Origin of the sequence: uncultured Abiotrophia sp., assembly GCF_963520105.1 — a bacterium.
GTDB lineage: Bacteria > Bacillota > Bacilli > Lactobacillales > Aerococcaceae > Abiotrophia.
This window is the reverse complement of the sequence record NZ_CAUQPN010000008.1, coordinates 55,704-74,260: the sequence shown is the minus strand read 5'-3', so window position 1 is coordinate 74,260 and position 18,557 is coordinate 55,704. Positions and strand designations below refer to the sequence as shown.

Annotated in this window: 22 protein-coding genes; all 22 read left to right on the top strand. The window is 43.2% G+C overall.

Features of this window, described 5'->3' with window-relative positions:
* The first annotated feature begins 25 nt into the window (after nucleotides 1-25).
* The 22 genes from RWO08_RS08080 (at nucleotide 26) to RWO08_RS07975 (ending at nucleotide 18,554) form a co-directional block, all read left to right on the top strand.
* A complete protein-coding gene (locus RWO08_RS08080) occupies nucleotides 26-130 on the top strand; it encodes a putative holin-like toxin (RefSeq protein WP_314211754.1) in 105 nt (34 codons plus the stop codon).
* A gap of 557 nt (nucleotides 131-687) precedes the next feature.
* Nucleotides 688-1,638, top strand: coding sequence for a J domain-containing protein (locus tag RWO08_RS08075; protein ID WP_314211753.1), 951 nt, complete (start codon nucleotides 688-690; stop codon nucleotides 1,636-1,638).
* Nucleotides 1,631-2,032: an HIRAN domain-containing protein gene (locus RWO08_RS08070; RefSeq protein WP_314211752.1), complete on the top strand. Its 402-nt coding sequence runs from the start codon at nucleotides 1,631-1,633 to the stop codon at nucleotides 2,030-2,032. Before RWO08_RS08075 ends, RWO08_RS08070 begins: the two co-directional genes overlap by 8 nt.
* A gap of 612 nt (nucleotides 2,033-2,644) precedes the next feature.
* The gene (locus tag RWO08_RS08065) at nucleotides 2,645-3,748 is read left to right on the top strand and encodes an ImmA/IrrE family metallo-endopeptidase (RefSeq protein WP_314211751.1); all 1,104 of its coding nucleotides are present in this window, start codon (nucleotides 2,645-2,647) and stop codon (nucleotides 3,746-3,748) included.
* A gap of 4 nt (nucleotides 3,749-3,752) precedes the next feature.
* Nucleotides 3,753-4,253, top strand: a complete 501-nt coding sequence (locus RWO08_RS08060; RefSeq protein WP_314211750.1) for a DUF4411 family protein — start codon at nucleotides 3,753-3,755, stop codon at nucleotides 4,251-4,253.
* A gap of 192 nt (nucleotides 4,254-4,445) precedes the next feature.
* The gene (locus RWO08_RS08055; protein WP_314211749.1) at nucleotides 4,446-4,874 is read left to right on the top strand and encodes a restriction endonuclease; all 429 of its coding nucleotides are present in this window, start codon (nucleotides 4,446-4,448) and stop codon (nucleotides 4,872-4,874) included.
* Nucleotides 4,875-5,410: 536 nt separating this feature from the next.
* A complete protein-coding gene (locus RWO08_RS08050; protein WP_314211748.1) occupies nucleotides 5,411-7,465 on the top strand; it encodes a BglG family transcription antiterminator in 2,055 nt (684 codons plus the stop codon).
* 1 nt (nucleotide 7,466) lies between these two features.
* The gene (locus RWO08_RS08045; RefSeq protein ID WP_314211747.1) at nucleotides 7,467-7,748 is read left to right on the top strand and encodes a PTS sugar transporter subunit IIB; all 282 of its coding nucleotides are present in this window, start codon (nucleotides 7,467-7,469) and stop codon (nucleotides 7,746-7,748) included.
* Nucleotides 7,749-7,780: 32 nt separating this feature from the next.
* Complete coding sequence (locus RWO08_RS08040) at nucleotides 7,781-9,160, top strand: PTS ascorbate transporter subunit IIC (RefSeq protein WP_314211746.1); 1,380 nt, start codon at nucleotides 7,781-7,783, stop codon at nucleotides 9,158-9,160.
* 4 nt (nucleotides 9,161-9,164) lie between these two features.
* Nucleotides 9,165-9,881 carry a transaldolase gene (locus RWO08_RS08035; RefSeq protein ID WP_303823992.1) on the top strand — a complete coding sequence of 239 codons (717 nt, stop codon included), beginning with the start codon at nucleotides 9,165-9,167 and terminating at the stop codon, nucleotides 9,879-9,881.
* A gap of 371 nt (nucleotides 9,882-10,252) precedes the next feature.
* On the top strand, nucleotides 10,253-11,089 hold the full coding sequence (locus RWO08_RS08030) for an ABC transporter ATPase (RefSeq protein ID WP_314211745.1): 837 nt from the start codon (nucleotides 10,253-10,255) through the stop codon (nucleotides 11,087-11,089).
* 406 nt (nucleotides 11,090-11,495) lie between these two features.
* Nucleotides 11,496-11,801, top strand: coding sequence for a helix-turn-helix transcriptional regulator (locus RWO08_RS08025; protein WP_314211744.1), 306 nt, complete (start codon nucleotides 11,496-11,498; stop codon nucleotides 11,799-11,801).
* 167 nt (nucleotides 11,802-11,968) lie between these two features.
* Nucleotides 11,969-13,141, top strand: a complete 1,173-nt coding sequence (locus tag RWO08_RS08020; protein WP_314211743.1) for a hypothetical protein — start codon at nucleotides 11,969-11,971, stop codon at nucleotides 13,139-13,141.
* Nucleotides 13,142-13,158: 17 nt separating this feature from the next.
* Nucleotides 13,159-13,602, top strand: a complete 444-nt coding sequence (locus tag RWO08_RS08015) for an ORF6C domain-containing protein (RefSeq protein ID WP_314211742.1) — start codon at nucleotides 13,159-13,161, stop codon at nucleotides 13,600-13,602.
* Between the two features lie 23 nt (nucleotides 13,603-13,625).
* Nucleotides 13,626-14,159 (top strand): hypothetical protein, encoded by a 534-nt coding sequence (locus tag RWO08_RS08010; RefSeq protein WP_314211741.1) that lies wholly within the window; start codon nucleotides 13,626-13,628, stop codon nucleotides 14,157-14,159.
* A gap of 156 nt (nucleotides 14,160-14,315) precedes the next feature.
* Nucleotides 14,316-14,513 carry a hypothetical protein gene (locus tag RWO08_RS08005; RefSeq protein WP_268445269.1) on the top strand — a complete coding sequence of 66 codons (198 nt, stop codon included), beginning with the start codon at nucleotides 14,316-14,318 and terminating at the stop codon, nucleotides 14,511-14,513.
* Between the two features lie 42 nt (nucleotides 14,514-14,555).
* Nucleotides 14,556-14,795, top strand: a complete 240-nt coding sequence (locus RWO08_RS08000; protein ID WP_291431321.1) for a DUF2922 domain-containing protein — start codon at nucleotides 14,556-14,558, stop codon at nucleotides 14,793-14,795.
* A 544-nt stretch (nucleotides 14,796-15,339) separates the two neighbouring features.
* Entirely contained in the window at nucleotides 15,340-15,519 is a 180-nt protein-coding gene (locus RWO08_RS07995; protein ID WP_314211740.1) for a hypothetical protein, read from the top strand.
* Between the two features lie 69 nt (nucleotides 15,520-15,588).
* Nucleotides 15,589-16,074 (top strand): hypothetical protein, encoded by a 486-nt coding sequence (locus RWO08_RS07990; RefSeq protein WP_314211739.1) that lies wholly within the window; start codon nucleotides 15,589-15,591, stop codon nucleotides 16,072-16,074.
* Nucleotides 16,075-16,122: 48 nt separating this feature from the next.
* Nucleotides 16,123-16,356, top strand: a complete 234-nt coding sequence (locus RWO08_RS07985) for a phage holin (RefSeq protein WP_314211738.1) — start codon at nucleotides 16,123-16,125, stop codon at nucleotides 16,354-16,356.
* Nucleotides 16,357-16,432: 76 nt separating this feature from the next.
* Nucleotides 16,433-17,113, top strand: coding sequence for a CHAP domain-containing protein (locus tag RWO08_RS07980; RefSeq protein ID WP_314211737.1), 681 nt, complete (start codon nucleotides 16,433-16,435; stop codon nucleotides 17,111-17,113).
* Nucleotides 17,114-17,333: 220 nt separating this feature from the next.
* Nucleotides 17,334-18,554: a DNA cytosine methyltransferase gene (locus RWO08_RS07975; RefSeq protein WP_314211736.1), complete on the top strand. Its 1,221-nt coding sequence runs from the start codon at nucleotides 17,334-17,336 to the stop codon at nucleotides 18,552-18,554.
* The last annotated feature ends 3 nt before the right edge of the window (nucleotides 18,555-18,557 follow it).

The window sequence follows — 18,557 nt, the reverse complement described above, 5'->3', positions numbered from 1 at the left end:
TCTAGAGGGAAGGAGGACACTGAATTTGTCAGCTGAAGCTGTGGTAAGGCTTATCTTGGAATTTGGCACTTTTGTCATTGCCTTGATTGGGCTCTGCCACAAACTCTTCAATAAAAACGACAAAAAATAGCCGTCCCCACTTTGAACCGCGGGACGGCTATTTTTAGTCATCTTCGCATCACCGTCTTATACGGCTCTGCATGGGAGTCGAGTTTGCCCTCGACTCCTTCTGTGTTTATTATACTGTACAGGTTTGGAAGAAGTCAAATCTCTTTCTCGGGAAAGAAAGCTTTGCTACTTTCTTTAAGAATACTTTTGGTTAGGGCTTAAAATTCCCTCTGTTAATTCTCCTAGATTTAAGTTAAAATTAAGGTAAGTCATGGTAATCTCCTCTTTCAATGTTGTCGGACAACTACATTGTACCAGAGATTACCTGGCTTTTTTTTGCGCATTTTTAAGGGGACGGTATTGTCTGAGCCAGTGGTCCACTTTGTTTAGTGGGCCACTGGCTCCTTTGCTAATCCTACAAGCTGTTAGCCGCTTAAGCTAGCTGCTTGTTATACTTCATGTAAGGACACACTATTATCGCAAGAAAATGCAACTTTTCAGCAAGATTGTGCAATGACAGGCTGGAGCTAGTAATATATACTGAAAGCAATGCATCTAACTATGAGAGGAGCAACTAGCATGTCCAAGAAAATAGAAGATAATCTCCAAGCTATCTCCTCTTTTAGAGCTTCTATCAAGGAGCTTCGACCAGTCTGGCACCACAAGTCAGACTCACCCGACATTCCGATAGCAGCTAATCAAGAGTCAACAGACTGGGAAACTCTAGCCAGTCTCCAGGAAAAGGTTGCGAGCCTGCAACAAGAATTGTTAGACCTAGTGGGAGAGCATGATCATTTACGCTATGTTATTTGCGTCAATATTGAAAATGACTATATGTTCAAGATGGGTTATCTTGAAGTCAAGGCCTTCGAATTACAGCTGACCTTTAGTCGGATGAGACGAGAAATTAGTATGATTCAGGCCTGCATTAATCGTGGGGAGCCGGTACAACCTACTGTCATCCAAGAACGCTTAGAAGCAGAATTTGCGTCTTTTCAAGCTAAGCTGACGGAGCAACTTAACCAACTTGATAGAGCTCTAGGTAGAGCCAAGGCAGACTGCCTATCAGAAGAAGAAATGAAGGAGTTAAAACAGCTTTATCGACAGCTAGTCAAGGCTTGGCATCCGGATATGAATCCTAATTTAGGCCCGGAATATGCCCAACTCTTCGAGCGTGCGGTTCAAGCCTATCGGAGCGGTGATTTGGTCACCATGAGAATTTTGGCTGTCATTCAGGGTGGACAGGACCCAGAAGTCAATCGCGAAGAGTCTGATTCGCTGTCATACTGGCAGACAAAATTTGAGGAGACCAAGGACTTGATAGCAAACTATCGGGAGCGTATGGCGACGATTCGACAAAGCTATCCTTATCTTTATTTAGAAATTCTGGAAGATGATCAACGATTACGTGAGCGCCAAGAGGAATATGAAGAACTGATTCAGCAATACGAGACTAATATTGTTAGCTATCGTCAACGTCTGGACGCACTCTATGTTATGGCCCGTCAAGGAGGTGGCACCGTTGAATAGCTTACAACCGCTACCTGACCGTGGCTTAGTTAACTTACTCAATCAGCGAGGCAAGTCGGGCGATAATCTTCCTATACCCTTTGAACAAGAAATCTTCCTCTTGGAGGTCCAGATAGCAGGGACTAGCCATATCGATTATATTGAGCTGACCTTGATGCACATGCAAGTAGGCGATCGCCTCATATGCCGACGAGAGCCTGATAATTACCATGATGAGTGGGCTATCAGGTTCTATACACTTGATGGTGAGCCTATCGGCTATATCCCTAAAAAGCAAAACCAGATACTAGCCAGATTGATGGATGCGGGGAAGGAAATCTATGGCCGCTATCAGTCTCAGGAGAAGCGGGGCGACTGGCTGAAGGTGATGGTCAAGGTGTATATGAGGGATTAATTTAGTTAGAAAGATGTGGATAGTACTAAATTCTATTTGTTGCTTGTGTATGTAATATTCGAATTAAAAGTGGACGTACCAATGCTAGAGTTATCAATTAAATTATAGTGCGAGTATATGTGTAGAAAATCTAGTAAATTTAACTAAGGCTTTAGACAGAATCAGCTTATCACAGTTATCTCGTATTAAATATTAAGGACGAGATAATTTATAGCATTCGTTTTAAGTTGTTGGGAGTTTTGATATTGGGCCCTGAGTTATTGGATGATAATTTAAGAGTTGTTTTACTAGATGATATTGTAGTAGACGAATAGAAATAGATTGGGCTACAGGGCAAGTGTTTCACTATATTATATATGATTATTTGATGTTTTAGGCAAAGGGATAGTTTATAAGGTTAAGAAGACATAGTTATAACTAATCAACGGTGCAACTTTTGAATGTGGCAAGTTAGAATTTAGAATTTTATTTAAAATACACACAGTTCACCGGGGCTCTTTGAATTATTCAGTACTATTGCGATAGTTTCCTTTTATCGTCTGTGACTAACATGTCTGACCTTTTTGTGGTATACTCAGATTATAAGATATATTTAGAGAGGGGGAGATTTGTATGAAAAGCACTGCGAAAATTAATACAGAGGTCCTTAAAAGTTACATAGAATCTTCAAATATACCTTTAGATACAATCCGAAAATCAGTAGAGTCAATTGATGTAATTTTAGAGGGTTCTAAAGAACCCACCTTTAAGCAACTTGTAAAAATTTCAAATTCAATCAGGGTACCTATCGGTTTACTTTTTTTGGATGAAATAATTGAAAGTAGAGATTTACAGGTTAACTTCCGCACGTTGGAATCACAACCTATTCAAGAATTTACCCATGAACTCAGGGACACTATCCAAGAAATGAAAGAAAAGCAAGAGTTTTTGCGTAATGAAATAGATGATGAGTGCCCGTTTATTGGTAAATTTAATTTTCAAGATAGCCCAGATAAAATTCTAAATGAAAGTCTGAAATATCTAGGTGAAAATATACAAAAGAATAGACTTAAGGTATATCGGGAAAATTTATCCAATGCTGGAGTCTTTATCTTCTTTAATGGAAAGGTTAAAGACAACACCCATAGGCCGTTGGATATAGAAGAGTTTAGAGGTTTTGCGTTATCAGATAAAAAGGCACCTTTAATATTTATTAATCAGAAAGATACTAAAACTGGGCAACTTTTCACTCTGGTTCATGAATTTATACACCTTATGTTGGGTAACGACGATTTATTAAACAAAAATTCAAATGACGAGAGAAAATTGGAAGCTGTTATTAACAATATTACGGGTAAGATACTTGTTCCAACACACGTCCTTAGAAAACAGTACAATAAACATGATATACTAGATACAAATTTGACCCTCCTTTCTAATAATTGTGAGGTAAGCAAATTTGTTGTAGCAAGGCGATTGTTAGATTTAGGATATATAACGAAGAAAGAATACAGTTTGAAAATTAGTGAACTTGAGGCTGAGTACAAAGCGCTTCAAGCGAAAAAATCCACTTCTAGTGGAGGAAACTACAGAAATAACTTATTGTTTAGAATAGATAACAAGTTCTTTCGATATGTGGATGGAGCAGTTAAGCAAAATAAAATATCCTATACTGAGGCAATAGATATTGTAGGTGTTAAATACAAAGGGTATAAGATACTATCTGAAAGGGGATAGATAGATGTATCTGCTGGATGCTAATATTTATATTAATTTTTATGATAGATATTATAAAAGAGAGTACTTTCCGAGTTTTTGGGAGAAGCTACCCGAAATCTTAAATACATATGTTATCATTCCTAGTATTGTAGTTAGTGAAACATATCATGATAGTAGTTTTAAAGAATGGTTAGAGGAAAACTATACAACTGATTTATTGCAACATGAAGAATATGTGGATAATTGGGCTAGTATTATCGAACACGTTAGCTCCTGTGGATACTATAAAAAGGAGGCGTTAAATTCAGAAAGAGGATGGGCGCAATACAGAATTGCGGATCCTTGGATTATTGCAATAGCTAAAGAAGGAAATCATACTATCGTTACTGAAGAGTTAAGAAACCCCAATCTAAACTCAAATACTCCTAGTAGAAATGCGAAAATTCCGGATGTTTGCGATCAACTCGGAATAAGATGCATTGACATGAACTCTTTCTTTCGTGAAATTAATCTAAGAGTTTAGATTATAAGTATATATTGTTCAAGCATCCTGTTAAAACGAGAACTAAGAGTAATCTTGGTTCTTTTTTAAAGGAATCAAGCAGATAACAAATACATATCTATTTTGTGCTAATTTGAGCTTATATTAGAAAATGTGACTACATAGCAATCTTGGTAGAGATATATGGGTAATCTTAATTAGAAGGGAGTTACTATGAAGCAGTCAGGATTAAGTAATGATAATATCTATCAAATGTCATTAAACGATTTGCTGAATGCCATGGGTTACCGGACGACTGTTTCTGCGCAAGGTGGAGATAGCGGAATTGATATCACCGCCTACAAGGATGAGTTGCCTCCGCGAATTCTTGTTCAAGTCAAAAGTCAAGATAGCCCCATCAAGGAAGCAACCATACAATTCCTCAAAGGTGCAATGAAAGAAGGAGATTATGGCCTTTTCGTAACGCTGTCTAGCTATACAAAGAATGCTCAAAAGTATTTGGATAACACGCCAATTATACGTGGGATTAATGGAACTGAGTTGGTGGATTTGCTTGTAAAGCATTACCCTAATTTGAGTCCACGCTACCAGCAACTAATCCCGCTGAAGAGGGCCTATATCCCGATGCCTCAAGAACCTTGATAAAAACGACAAAAATAGCCGTCCCCACTTTGACCCGCGGGACGGCTATTTCTAGTCATCTTCGCATCACCGTCTTATACGGCTCTGCATGGGAGTCGAGGGCTAACTCGACTCCTTCTATGTTTATTATACTGTACAGGTTTGGAAAAAGTCAAATCTCTTTCAGGAGGATGGTAGCGGCATTAAGAAGATATGAATGGCGATGTAGGGCATATTTAAGACACTATTAACATATTTATGCCACTAACTCAATCTCCCACTGTTAATTATTCAACTTTTAGGTTAAAATTGAGATAAGTCAGATTAATCTCCATTTTCAATGTTTTCGGACCATTACATTGTGCTAGGGATTATCTGGCTTTTTCTGTTTACACACATACAGGGCATTTTTGGCTTAAAAATAAGCCAAGACACGTCCCTAAATGAAAGGGGATACACTGAGCACAATTTGCTGTTCTAGATTAGGCATGAGATTGTGCTCAAAGGCTGTTTAAGGCGAGAGAAAGCCTAAGTATAATAGAGATAGGAGGGAGAACGTGTTTACCAATGAGCTCATAAAGAAATACCAATTTTTCCTGAATTATACTAATTCTTCAATTGGGGAGTTAGAGAATTTGTCCAATACTAGTAGGAGAACCATCCTTTCAGATATTCTGAGAATCAATGAAGCGCTGAGTCAATTATTACTTCCAAACATAAGAATTGAGAATGACCTAATTAGAGTACCTGCTATTTCAAGTGGCGAGCTACTAGGTCATGTAGATATAAGCAGTAGATCCTATATTTTTCAACATGAACGGCTGGATATGATTATTCTTTATTTGCTATTGTATCCAGACTACATATCCAACTATCATTTGCAAGACTTATTACGAATGAGCAAAAACTCAGTGGTAGCTGATTTGAAAGATATTCGGCAATTGCTAAAAAATCAATCAATCTCATTACAATACACGCGTAGTGAGGGCTATTATTTGGAAGGCACAGGAAGTCAGTTAAGGCAATTACTAGAGCGCACGATTGAGAAGTTAATGCGTCTAGAGAGTGGACGATTTATCTTAGATTATGTGCTCAAGGAATGTCGCATAGCAACTAAGGACGCAGCCATCTTCTCTCAAATCCGAATGCTGAGTGAAAAATATCAGCTTACCTTTATTTTCGAAAACGTGAAAATAGTTTCGCTCGTGATGGCTGTTCTGAATGAAATCGAGATTGAAGGCGACTATCAAATAAAGCAAGAGGACTACCGTAATATTAAGGCAACAGCCCTATTGAAGCTAGTGGAGGAACTTGAGGAAGAATATCCGAGGCTAGCCAGAGAAAGAGACTATATTCTGTCGAGACTTGCAGGATGTCTACAAGGCAACTTGGATTTAAACCCTGATCCGACTGTAGTGCAGATTATGGACGAAATTATCAAGCAAGTAAAAGCCAATACTGGCCTTGAATTCCCGATAGGGATTTCGTTCAGGAAGAATCTGTATGCGCACTTGTATCCGTCTTATTATCGTCTTTTATTCAATATTTCTTTGCATAATCCCTTAACCCATCAGATCAAGAGAGAATATAGTTCGCTGTATGAATTAATTAGACGCAGTTTAAAACCGCTAGAAGAGATGACTGACAAACCATTATCTAGCGACGAAATTGCCTACTTCACTATACATTTTGGTGGGTATTTACAGTCCCAAGTCAAGCGTAGAGAAACGAAGGATTTAAGGGCAATGATCGTCTGCCCCAACGGGGTCAGTACATCCTTGATACTGCAATCTGAATTGGAGAAAATCTTTCCAAGGATGGAATTCCAGTCAATCTCAAGGAGTCATTTTAATACTGTAGATAATATGGAGAGGGATGATGTTCAAGTTATTTTTTCAACCACTCATTTAGAAAGTCAAGACAAGGTCTTCCTAGTTAAACCCTTAATGACTTCTATTGAAAAAATTCTCTTAAAACGAAGGGTGTATGAATACTTGCACCTGGAAAAAGAGGATGTGGTATCGATAGACGAATTGATGGGGATTGTGGCCAAATATACCACTATCAAGAATGAAGAAGGCTTAAAGAATGAGTTAATCCATTATCTTTTTGCTCAAAACAACCAACAATTATTAGGAGGTGATTCTTTGACTGAACTATTAAAAGAAGAATTGATTCAACAAGTAGACAGCGTGAGTAATTGGCAAGATGCCGTTGGTCTGGCGGCTCAGCCACTGCTTGCCAATGGCTATATTGAAGAATCTTATATTCAGGCCATGATAGCGTCCATTAATGAAACAGGACCTTATATTGTCTTGGCGCCCAAAGTAGCTGTACCTCATGCCTCTCCTGATGCAGGCGTGCATCAACTAGGCATTAGTTTATTGCAAGTAAAAGAACCTGTCGATTTCTCTGAAGAGGGTCATGACGATAAGAAGGTTCAATTAATCTTTGTCTTAGCTGCAGTAGATTCAACTGCGCACTTAAGAGCCTTACAAGAGTTAGCCTTAATTTTAGATGATGAAGAGGCAATTGATTCCTTAATTGCAGCTTCTGACCCAAGGGAAATATTGGCTATTATTGACAAAATCATAGAGGAAGGAGGAGAGTAACTTGATTAAGGTAGTCACTGTTTGTGGTAATGGAATTGGTAGTAGTTTATTGCTACGTTTCAAGGTAGAAACAATTGCTAAGGATCTAGGGATTGACGTAGATGTGGAATCATGCGATTCCAATGCAGCAGTTGGTAAGAATGCAGATTTGTATGTAACCGTAAAGGAATTTAAAGATATATTCCCAGAAGGTACGAAAGTTTGCCTCGTGCCAAGTTATACCAATCGCAAGAAAATTGAAACGGAACTTGTTCCAATCTTAAAAGAGATGGTCAATCAATAATATCACTAGCATTAAAAGAAGGAGGAAGTACAATGAATGGCATTTTGACATTTTTACAAAACATCTTAAGTGAACCGGCTTTCTTAATGGGTTTAATTGCTTTTATTGGCTTGGTAGCATTAAAAACGCCTGGACATAAGGTCTTAACCGGTACCTTAGGGCCTGTTTTAGGTTATTTGATGTTAGCGGCAGGTGCTGGCGTTATTCAAGCTAACTTAGGACCTTTAGCAAGATTAATTGAAGAAGGTTTTGGCATTACTGGGGTGGTTCCTAATAACGAGGCTGTTACCAGTGTAGCGCAACAAATTTTAGGTGTAGAAACCATGTCTATCTTAATTGTGGGTTTGGTGTTAAACCTATTATTTGCAAGATTCACGCGCTTTAAGTATATCTTTTTAACCGGTCATCATAGCTTCTTCATGGCTTGCTTGTTATCAGCAGTGTTAGGGGCCATCGGATTTAAAGGCGTAACACTTGTCCTGGTTGGTGGCTTCTTCCTAGGTGCTTGGTCTGCAATTTCACCGGCTATCGGACAACGATACACCCTCAAGGTGACAGACGGTGATGAAATTGCCATGGGGCATTTTGGAAGCCTTGGCTACTATTTATCAGCTTGGATTGGAGAGAAAGTAGGTAAAGATAGCAGAAGTACTGAGGAATTGGAAATCTCTGAAAAATGGAGCTTCCTCAGAAATACCACGATTTCTACGGGGATTGTGATGGTTGCCTTCTATCTAGTCGGAGTAGTAGCTTGTTTAGTTCGTAACCCGCAGGCAGTAGAAGAATTAGCTGGAGGTAAGAATCCCTTTATCTTTGCAGTTATTAGTGGGCTAACATTTGCAGTGGGTGTGTCCATTGTCTACTCAGGTGTACGTATGATTCTGGCAGACTTAATTCCAGCCTTCCAAGGCATTGCGACTAAGATCATTCCGAACGCAGTTCCTGCTGTAGACTGCGCAGTATTCTTCCCATATGCCCCAACGGCCGTTATTATCGGCTTCGCCTTTAGCTTCCTCGGAGGCCTGATCGGCATGTTCATTCTTGGCGCAATCGGTGGCGTCTTAATTATCCCAGGCATGGTGCCGCACTTCTTCTGTGGCGCAACGGCAGGTATTTATGGTAATGCAACCGGTGGGCGCAAAGGTGCGGTTATTGGCTCATTTGTTAATGGGTTATTCCTTGCCTTCCTGCCTGCTACGCTATTACCAGTCTTAGGCCAACTAGGTTTCGCTAATACGACCTTCGGAGATTTTGACTTTGGTATCTTTGGGATTTTATTAGGACGTGTAGGAGAGTCTGTCGGTTCAGTCGGTATCTATGTTGTCGCTGCAGTATTAGCAATCGTGTTGATTCTGCCATCTATCCTAACCAAGTCTAAGGAAGCATTGAATAATGTAACGGAGGAGGAATAGGCAAATGAGCAAAGCATTATCAATTAAAGTATTTTCGGATGGCGCTGTCCTGGAAACGATGCTGCATGATTTAAATTCAGGCTTAGTGACAGGTTTTACAACCAATCCTAGTTTAATGAAAAAAGCAGGAATTACTAGCTATATTGGTTTTGCAAAAGATGTCTTAAAAGAGATTACTGATTATCCTGTATCATTTGAAGTGTTTGCAGATGATTTAGAAGGAATGGAGCAAGAAGCGCGTAGAATTGCAGCCTTAGGCGATAATGTCTACGTTAAAATTCCTGTCACCAACTCTAAGGGTGAGTCTACCGCCCCATTAATTGATAGATTGACTGCAGAAGGAATCAAAGTCAATGTAACTGCTATTTTCACGGTTGAGCAAGTTCGAGAAGTAGTGGATGCGCTCAAGAGCGGAACCCCAGCAGTGGTGTCCGTATTTGCAGGACGTATTGCGGATACAGGCGTTGATCCAATGCCAATCATGCAAGAAGCACTTGCTATTTGCCGCCAAAAAGAAGGCGTTGAGCTATTATGGGCTAGTCCGCGCGAGACCTTCAACATCTATCAAGCGGATTCCTTAGGAGTGGACATCATCACCTGTACTTCAGACTTGATTAAGAAGTTAGAATTGAAAGATAAGGATTTAACTGAATATTCTCTTGAGACAGTCCAAATGTTCTTAAGAGATAGTTCTAGCTTAGGATTTACAATTTTAGAGTAAGCAGAGATAGTTAACATTATCAATTACTAGTAGAATCATACAACGTAGACTGAATAGAGCAATCTTCTGGTAGAGGAGGATTGCTCTGTTTTTGTTTATTTTCAATTGGTATTTCTATAGTAGAAAATGCCGTACAATTATATATTTCATTTAGTGGCAGTGTTGTCCAAAAAAATAGGAACATTATTGGTTTGCTGAATCTAATTTAGTATTGGGACATGACTGTAGCATATTATCCTGAAACAAAAGTACGTAATTTTCTTACTTATATCCGCAAGGATATGTAATTATTTAGCAAGATAGTGTAAGGAATCTAAAGGTAGAAGGTGATACACTTATGTCTAAAGAATTATAGAGATAGGGGAAATTACATGTCTACTACTGATAATAACAAAATGGCTGAAATTGCGTTACAGACGATTACATCGGCTTGCCAATTACCAATAGTAAAAGTTAGTCGCGATAATTTTTTGAGAGAAGAATTCAAAAATAGTAAGCATCTGGATGTTATATTAAAGGACGGTCCACAGGCAGTCTATACAATTAAAGCACTTCGACGAAGAGCTACAAGATTGGTGGATTCATGCACGAAAAAAACGGCGTTAGCATCATTTATAGCGGGTTTACCGGCAAATCCAGTAATTGCAGTGCCGACTACCACGATAGATGTTGTGCAAAATATGGCGTTTGCCCTGAATCTGGCTCAAAAGATTGCTTATTTATTCGGAGAAGATGATTTGTTTCGAGAAGACTATGAGATATTACCTGAAGAAATCCAACATCGTATTGTTGGCTATTTAGGGATTATGATGGGTGCTAGTGGGGTAGGCTCTTTAGTTATGAATACTTCTATAAAAGCAGGGGTACATATGGGAAAAAAAGTGATGAGACGGAAACTTACCAAAACCGTTTGGTACCCTTTAGTGAAGAAAACCGCTAGTTATATTGGCATTAAAATAACAAAGAAATCGGTAGGCTCATTTGTCGCTAAATCTGTTCCCGTAGTAGGTGGAGTAATCTCCGGAGTAATGACGTATGCTTCATTCAAGCCTATGGGAAATAAGTTGGCAGATAGTTTCGTAAAAATGTATGAAGGGGAGTTTACTGACGGATATGATGAGCTAAAGCCAGATTTTATAGAAATACTTGATCAAGATGAGGTTATTGAAGGGGAATTTGAAGAATGTAATTCTGATGTGATATTGTAAAGAGGGTGTAGGATATTCCAATCTTAGTATTTTCAACTTATATGAGATATATAAAGTAATTTACCGGACTATTATCTTTCATACTAGTTATCCTATACATACTTATTGCCATTACAATCCCCTTCATTATACACCGTAATGTGCACAACCTCATTAACCTCTTCAATTAACAATAGCCCATCAATAAGCCATTTCTTAGACTATAATATTGCTCAAAATGAATTTTGTTGCAAATTATGAAATCATTTAGTGAAGGGCTTTCTTTCTAGAATTTCCAGGCGTATAATATAACTATAGTAAGTTAAGGCGGATTCTCTCTCTCGTTTGGCTCCATGGTTAAGCAGTTAGGTAGAAGTCGTCTTTTTGCTATATCAAGACAAATTCTATAAGAAAGGAGGGTTACTTTATGAGAGAGATGCAGCAAATTCAGATTAGCTACCAATACGATCATGAGCGTCTCTATGAGGCGCTTAAGCGGAGAGGCATGACAGAGCGTGCGCTTGCAGAGAAAATCTATTGCTCGCCAGCTACAGTCTCTCGGATCTTCAATGGTTGTGGCCGTCTAAGCATTGAGACCATCATTACGGTCTGTCTAGCTTTGGAACTGACGGTTGAAGAGCAACTTGAGATTTTCTATTTCTCTTGTATGGGTATCCTACGTCATTTAGGGGTGAATATGGGTGATACCCAAGACATCAAATTCGACATATGACATCAGGAGGCGCAGTTATCGAACCCGTTATATTGGGACAATATAATTATTCGAGTTCGGGTTAACCCGAACTCACCAAAAAATCATGACCGAACAAGAAAGTTATATCAAAAAAGTAAATACTTTGTTGCATGGGTTTTTATAACCATTTGGAAGGAAGAAAAACCATGAAATTCGATGATTTAAAAAACTTGGATTTATCCAAGGTGAGAGAGCAGATTTTAGCCTATTCCGTTCAGGTCACCCGATCCTATTGGGAGATAGGTCGGCGTTTACACTTTGCCAAGTCGTTTTTGCTATCAGAGGAGGGATTTCTCCCTTGGTTAGAGACGACTTATATTAGTTATGATGAAGCCAATCGCATGATGTTTGTGACCAAGAATTTACCTAAGATGAAGTGCTACGAGCATCTAGGCTTATCGCTACTTTACTTGATTGCGACCATTCCCGAGGAACATCGTCAGAAGCTCTATACCTTACCCTCAGGACAGCGCAAGTACCTGCATCAAATGTCTCAATTAGAACTTCGGACTGTTAAGCGACTATTGAAGGTGGGACAGCTGGAGTCTTGCTTCCAGGAGGGTCGTCAGTTACAAGTTGACAGTCAAAAGGGTGAGAAGGAGACACAGGATGCCGTCTCGCCTGAAGCAAGTCAAGTTAGTGCACCGCAATCTCCCGCTGCTAACCAAGCTGCTACGCAACAGGTTCCAACTAGCCCTCAAGCTGACGGGCTCCAGTCTGACGCCCAATCGGACAATGCTACACACCAAGCGAGCCAGGCTCAGACTAACATGCTTACCCCAAGTCAAGACCTGAAGTCCAACCCACTAGCCCCCAAGCTAGCCGAGGCGGAGGCCACTAACCAACGTCTACGGGAATCCCTTAAGCAGGCTAATGCTAAGTATCAGGAAGAGCTACAATCTATTGAGGAGCGCTACCGCTACCTCAAGCGATTCCGGGAGGGCTTATCGCACTTTGCTAATCGGTCCACGACCTTCATTCCGGATTTGGAGGGCCTCAATCGAATCATCGCCTTCAGTCATGAGATTGACCACTTGCTGGTTAAGCTAGCGCCTATGCGCTATATTGATGACTTTAAGGCTATTCAGAATCAGGTTATGGTCGACCATTATCTTAAGCAGATTGACCGGGTGGACGACTGGGTTCAATCCATGCGTGCCAGCATCCATCAAGCCCAAGCAGTAGGCCGGCGAGATGTGACAACTGAGGGTACTAAGACACAAGCCAGTCAAACGCAGGCTAAGCAGGCGAGCCCTGGCCCTAGCACACCTCAGTCCAACTTCACTAACCCAACCCAAGAAAATCAAGCCGTTGCATAATATAAGGAGGAACTACCATGGAAACAGCAAGCCCAAGTACATTGAACAATCAAATGACTAGCCTAGAAGCCCAAGTCCAAGCTCAACACCAGTTGCTGGGGCAGATTAACAGCCATCTCCAAGTTTTAACGACTCTCTTAGACCGGCAACCTCTGTCACCTGAAGCCACTTATGCCCTAACGCGCTTGCGCCGTCATGAGATCCACCAACGACTAGGGGACAAGGATGCTTTGCTAATAGCTCGGCGTCCGGAACTGGTGCGTCTAGTCTATCGGACGGCTCGCCTGGCCTTCCTCAGTCATTTTAGCTTATCAAGTTATGGCCATCTGCCACAGGAGCGTTATGAAGCAGCTGTCAGCTTCTGGAAGGAATGGAAGGTCCCGGTCGACTTGCAGGCTCAGTTGGACCAAGCCTATAAGGACTTGGCGCAAGAGCGGCCTCAACTCCATGCAGTTGCCTAACAAGGGTTAAGGAGGGAACAGCTATGACTTCCGACCATTATGCCTTGGACCAAGAGCAACTCCTGGCCCGCTACCGGCTCTTGTTGCATCATGTCTTGCACCAATACCATCTCTTGGCTAAGGATCAAGACTATGACGATTACTTTAATGAACTCTACCTTCACCTTGTCCGCCTAGCCCGCGACTTCGATGGTAACGCGCTCAGCGAGTCTGACCGCTTCCGCTTCGTGGGCTATGCTCAGCGGGGCCTGAGTTGGCATCTAGGTCAACTCCTAGCCAAACGATCACGTCAGGCGCAAGGCCTGATTGGCAATCAGAAGGTCCTGCATTTTGCCGAACAGGTTGGCGCCAGTCGCCCGCCTCTAGACGACCTGGTCAACTCGCTGTTGCTGTCGCAAGTCTTGTCGCCAGCAGATTATCATTTCCTCTGTGTGGCCCAGAACGAGCAACTCTCGCTTGGGGCCAAATGCCAAGAGCTAGGCATATGTAAGAATACCTACTATGCCCGCCTCAAGCGCCTACGCCAGACCCTGCAAGCTAGCGACTGGTCGGCTTGAGTGCCTTGCTCAGCTCTTTTTCTCCAGCTCCCGCAGAGGGGGCTTTTTTATTTTGCAGAAAAATAAATTTTTGAGGCTGACTTGGGCATGAGGCGGGGGCTTAATTCTTTTTAAGTATGTAACGTTACAAGAAACTAGTTTAAGGAGTGATTCATTATGGCACGATCATATGTTAAGGGCATCCTCAAGTTCAAGTCCCTGGATGAGAACAAGAAGGCGGAGAATGTCTCTATGCCCAACCTGGTAGAGAACGCCAGCGCCGAGGACATCAAGTCAGTGCGCGACGCTATTGCTACTCTAGTTGAGCATCCCATCACTGAGACCCAGGTGACCGAGGTCTTCAGCGTCAACTAATCGACTTGTTGAGTAGAGTAGATAATTTAGGAGGAACCCATCATGGCTAACAAAACCATTAAGACATTTGAGATGAATTTCGCGACCGCAGACGGCAAGTCTAAGAAGATTAGCCTGCGCCACGCCAAGGCAGACATCACCAAGGACCAGGCCAAAGCGGCCATGGCCACCATCGTAGGCAAGGACATCTTCACCAAGGACGCCGTCGACCAGTTTGCCAAGGAGAAGACCGCCAACTACGTCACCCGCACCGTAGAGGAAGTTTATAAGGCTGAGGCTTAGGGGTGGGGTGGCGCCACGTCGTGTTGGGAGTGAGCCACGTCGCATTGGAACTCCAACACGACAAGGCTGAGGCAAGCCCCCCTCTTTTGGCTCGGAAAAGGGCGAAAAAACGCCCGCCACGTCGTGTTGGAGAAGCGCCATGTCGCATTGGGCGTCCAACGCGACAAGGCTGAGGCAAGCCCCCCTCTTTTAGCTCGGAAAAGGGCAAAAAATCCCTCGCCACGTCGTGTTGGAGGAGCGCCATGTCGTATTGGGCCTCCAACGCGACGTAGTTGCGGCATGATACCCTCTTTTAGCTCAGAAAAGGGCGAAAAATCCTCCGCCACGTCGCGTTGGAGGAGTGCCACGTCGCATTGGACCTCCAACGCGCCATGGCTGCGGCAGGAAACTCCCTTTTAGCCCGGAAAATGGCGAAAAAGCGCCCGCCACGTCGTGTTGGAAAGGAGCGACGTCGTATTGGGCTTCCAACGCGACATGGCTAAGGCGGTACGCCCTCTTTTAGTCCGGAAAATGGCGAAAAAGCGCCCGCCACGTCGCGTTGGGGATGAGCCACGTCGTATTGGGCCTCCAACGCGACGTGGCTGCGACAGCCCCCCTCTTTCAGCTAGGAAAAGGGCGAAATAACGCCCGTCATGTCGCGTTGGGGATGAGCCAAGTCGCATTGGGCTTCCAACGCGACATGGCGCAGCCAAAAACACCTAGTATCTTACGAGCCAGTCCATAGATAGCTAGAACAATGGACTGGCGCCAACCAAGTAGCCACCCCACCATCATTCAGAAAGGAGCCTTCATCATGACATGGCTACAGCTTACGACGCTGGCGTCCGGCCTAGTCGCGGGCGCGACCCTCCTGGGTAAGTTGGTGCGCCTGATTGCGGCGATCCAGACGCTAATTCTTCGAATTGAGCGTATGCAGACGGACTTGGCTAGTACGCAGAGTAATCTTCAAGGCGCGCAAGCCAGCCTGGCGACGACCCAGGATAACCTGCATGCCACGCAAAATGACTTAGTCACCACTCAAGCCAATCTGCATGCCACCCAAGCAGACTTAGTCACCACCCAAGCCAACCTGCATGCTACACAAAACAATCTAGTAATCACCCAAGCTGACCTGCACACCACGCAAACTGATCTTGCCGCCACCCAAGCCCAGCTCCAAGTCGCTCAGACCGACCTGGGAGTGACCCAGACTCAAGTCACAACAGTCACTCAGGACCTGTCCCGCGTCCGCCAACGCTTGGGGTGCCTGGAGGACAGGCGGGCCCACAGTCTGGCCTGATGCACCCACGCACTTCTATCTCTAAGCAAAGAAAGCGAGGCAGTCATTATGCATCTTCCCACTAGTCGCAAGGCTTATGCGACGATCCAATGGATAGCGCTCATTCTGATTCCGGCGCTAGCGGTCCTAGTTCAAGGCCTAGCCGAACTCTATGCCTGGCCCGACCCCTGGGCCCACCGCCTAGTTGGCACCCTCAACCTAGTTGGCGTCTTCCTAGGGGCACTGCTTCAAGGCTGGCATTATGGCCGACGCAAGACTAAGACCAAGGTAAAGACCGCTTAGGCCCACCGCTCACGCCCCAAGCCACCCATCCCACGCTCGAAACCCATCTCATCTCATTCAAAGGAGGAACCCACCCATGAAGCCACAAATCCAAGCACTTCTCTCCAAGGCCCAAGCCTACCTAGGCGCCCAAGGCGGAAGTCCCGCCCATCAGGCCCTCATTGATGCCTACAACGCTGTCGAGCCCTTGCCGGTCGGCTACGCCGTGACCTATAGTGACGACTGGTGCGATGTCTTTGTCACCGTCATGGGGGACCAGGCTGGTATAGCCCACCTGATTGGGCGCGAATGTGGCGTGCCCCGTCATCTGGCCTGGTGCCAAGAGCAGGGCATTTGGCTAGGGCATGTCTGGCCTCAAGCCGGCGACTTAATTTTCTTCGATTTTGGTGGTGGGCCTGCATCTCACATCGGCATCGTGGAAAGTGTGGACGGCGACAGCGAGACCATCAATACTATTGAGGGTAACTGGCTCAACCAGGTTGTTCGCCGCCATTATGCTAGTGACGACTGGCGCATTCTAGGCTATGCCCGGCCTCGATATGATGCTAGGGCAGGGAGTGTAGCCACTAGCAGTGAAGCTAGGGGAGCCAACCATTCGAATGGATGTGTCGATGCAGCTAGCGACCTAGGTGATCTGGCCTGGTCAGTTATCCGAGGTGACTGGGGCAATGGACAGGAACGAATCGACCGGCTAACTGATGCGGGTTATGATGCGCAAGTTGTTCAGGAATTGGTGAATGAGAAATTGGCAAATTAGAGAAAGAAAAGCGCCGGTAGGGCGCTTTTTCATATTGTCAGAGCTTGTTTTATGCTATGAATTCTTAGCCTGAGAGTAGCTCGTAATTCTATACAAAGGGTGTTAATTATGCTAAAATAGAACAGAAGTTTGCCTAGCAAATATTATCTCATAGGCTATGACCGACAAATAGGTCGTAGCCTTTTTCGAAATCAAATGATCTCAGACAGGAAGTAAGTTTATGCCTAAGAAACAAACAAAGAAAACAGCAAAATATAATATCGCAGCCTTCTTCAGTGGTGTCGGTGGCATTGAGCTTGGATTCGAGCAAACAGGAAAATTCCATACAGTGTATGCGAATGAGTTTGACGCCAATGCACGTACTACCTATGCTTTGAATTATCCTGATACATTTCTGGATCCACGTGACATTCACGAAGTAAGCCCAGACGAGATAGGCGAGCAAGTGGATCTTGTTGTGGGTGGGTTTCCGTGTCAGGCCTTTAGTATCGCAGGTTACCGCAAAGGTTTTGAAGATGAACGAGGCGACTTATTTTTTGAACTACTACGCATGGTGATCGCAAGACGTCCAAAGGCTGTCTTTGTTGAGAACGTTAAGAACATGGTGATCCATGACCACGGTAATACCTTCAAGGTAATTCGTGAGGCACTTACAATCAATGGTTACTATATTAAGTGGAAAGTTCTTAATGGTAAGGATCACGGTAATATCCCTCAGAACCGAGAACGTATCTATATTGTAGGATTCCGAGACAAACAGGCCTTCGATGCGTTTCAATTTCCAGAATCAGTAGATCTAACTACTAAGTTAGATGATGTTATTGACTTCCACATAGCTGAAAAGGCTAAGTACTATTACACATCTGATAAGCAACGCTTCTACCGTGAGCTAGCTGACACTATCACAAGCCAGGAAACAGTCTATCAATGGCGTCGCCAATATGTAAGAGAGAATAAGTCTGGTGTTGTTCCGACCTTGACTGCTAATATGGGGATGGGCGGGCACAATGTACCGCTGATTTTATCAGATACCGGGATTCGAAAGCTAACACCAAGAGAGACTTTTAATGTTCAGGGCTTCCCTAAAGATTTTAAATTACCTGAAATAACAGACAGTCATCTCTATAAACAAGCAGGAAACAGTGTAGTGGTTCCTGTTATCAAGCGTATTGCGGAAAATATTGCCTTAGCCCTAGACATGGCTGGGGATAGGCAAGGGGATCAAGATACGATGGACGGACCTTATGCAGTCACCTATACGGTTTTACACGGTAAATTCGAAGGTGAGAGCTATGTCGTTGATCTAGCAAGTACCTATCAAGAGGCTGAAGAAAAGGCACATCAGTTACGCGAAAATATACCCCTCCTATCAGATGAGGAGTACTTAGCGCTAATCAAGAAACGAGCAAGTCTAGAATTTTATAGTATTGTCCAAGAATAATGT

Excerpts from the sequence above, each read along its gene's own strand:
- RWO08_RS08075 (WP_314211753.1), top strand. The coding sequence starts at position 688 with ATGTCCAAGAAAATAGAAGATAATCTCCAAGCTATCTCCTCTTTTAGA.
- RWO08_RS08065 (WP_314211751.1), top strand. The coding sequence starts at position 2,645 with ATGAAAAGCACTGCGAAAATTAATACAGAGGTCCTTAAAAGTTACATA.
- RWO08_RS08060 (WP_314211750.1), top strand. The coding sequence starts at position 3,753 with ATGTATCTGCTGGATGCTAATATTTATATTAATTTTTATGATAGATAT.
- RWO08_RS08055 (WP_314211749.1), top strand. The coding sequence starts at position 4,446 with ATGAAGCAGTCAGGATTAAGTAATGATAATATCTATCAAATGTCATTA.
- RWO08_RS08040 (WP_314211746.1), top strand. The coding sequence starts at position 7,781 with ATGAATGGCATTTTGACATTTTTACAAAACATCTTAAGTGAACCGGCT.
- RWO08_RS08035 (WP_303823992.1), top strand. The coding sequence starts at position 9,165 with ATGAGCAAAGCATTATCAATTAAAGTATTTTCGGATGGCGCTGTCCTG.
- RWO08_RS08030 (WP_314211745.1), top strand. The coding sequence starts at position 10,253 with ATGTCTACTACTGATAATAACAAAATGGCTGAAATTGCGTTACAGACG.
- RWO08_RS08025 (WP_314211744.1), top strand. The coding sequence starts at position 11,496 with ATGAGAGAGATGCAGCAAATTCAGATTAGCTACCAATACGATCATGAG.
- RWO08_RS08020 (WP_314211743.1), top strand. The coding sequence starts at position 11,969 with ATGAAATTCGATGATTTAAAAAACTTGGATTTATCCAAGGTGAGAGAG.
- RWO08_RS08015 (WP_314211742.1), top strand. The coding sequence starts at position 13,159 with ATGGAAACAGCAAGCCCAAGTACATTGAACAATCAAATGACTAGCCTA.
- RWO08_RS08010 (WP_314211741.1), top strand. The coding sequence starts at position 13,626 with ATGACTTCCGACCATTATGCCTTGGACCAAGAGCAACTCCTGGCCCGC.
- RWO08_RS08005 (WP_268445269.1), top strand. The coding sequence starts at position 14,316 with ATGGCACGATCATATGTTAAGGGCATCCTCAAGTTCAAGTCCCTGGAT.
- RWO08_RS08000 (WP_291431321.1), top strand. The coding sequence starts at position 14,556 with ATGGCTAACAAAACCATTAAGACATTTGAGATGAATTTCGCGACCGCA.
- RWO08_RS07995 (WP_314211740.1), top strand. The coding sequence starts at position 15,340 with ATGAGCCACGTCGTATTGGGCCTCCAACGCGACGTGGCTGCGACAGCC.
- RWO08_RS07990 (WP_314211739.1), top strand. The coding sequence starts at position 15,589 with ATGACATGGCTACAGCTTACGACGCTGGCGTCCGGCCTAGTCGCGGGC.
- RWO08_RS07985 (WP_314211738.1), top strand. The coding sequence starts at position 16,123 with ATGCATCTTCCCACTAGTCGCAAGGCTTATGCGACGATCCAATGGATA.
- RWO08_RS07980 (WP_314211737.1), top strand. The coding sequence starts at position 16,433 with ATGAAGCCACAAATCCAAGCACTTCTCTCCAAGGCCCAAGCCTACCTA.
- RWO08_RS07975 (WP_314211736.1), top strand. The coding sequence starts at position 17,334 with ATGCCTAAGAAACAAACAAAGAAAACAGCAAAATATAATATCGCAGCC.